The following is a 255-nucleotide window of genomic DNA, read 5'->3' as shown; positions in this document are numbered from 1 at the left end:
GTCTCAGGAAAATATTCATTTAAAAGAATTGCTAGACTATAAGGTTCCTCACCTGTAGAAAATGCACCACTCCAAATAGATAACTTAGATGTGCTTTTTAGCAACAATGGGAAAATTTCCTTTTCTAATACTATCCATCTCTTTGGATAGCGATAAAATTCTGATACATTAATAGTAATACTATCTAAGAACTCATTAAATACTAATTCTTCTTGATTTAACCCTTCGAAATATCATTTGAAATTAGAGTAGCCC

1 protein-coding gene is annotated in these 255 nt (G+C 30.6%); it reads right to left on the bottom strand.

The window, feature by feature from the left end; translation table 11 throughout:
* Positions 1-173 (bottom strand): CheR family methyltransferase (locus tag RG959_RS25405; RefSeq protein ID WP_369335207.1); only part of this gene is annotated, 173 nt, incomplete at its 3' end.
* Positions 174-255 lie beyond the last annotated feature (82 nt).

The organism is Domibacillus sp. 8LH (assembly GCF_038806185.1).
Lineage (GTDB): Bacteria > Bacillota > Bacilli > Bacillales > Domibacillaceae > Domibacillus > Domibacillus indicus_A.
The sequence above is the reverse complement of the archived record's forward strand: the minus strand, read 5'-3'. Positions and strand labels throughout refer to the sequence as shown.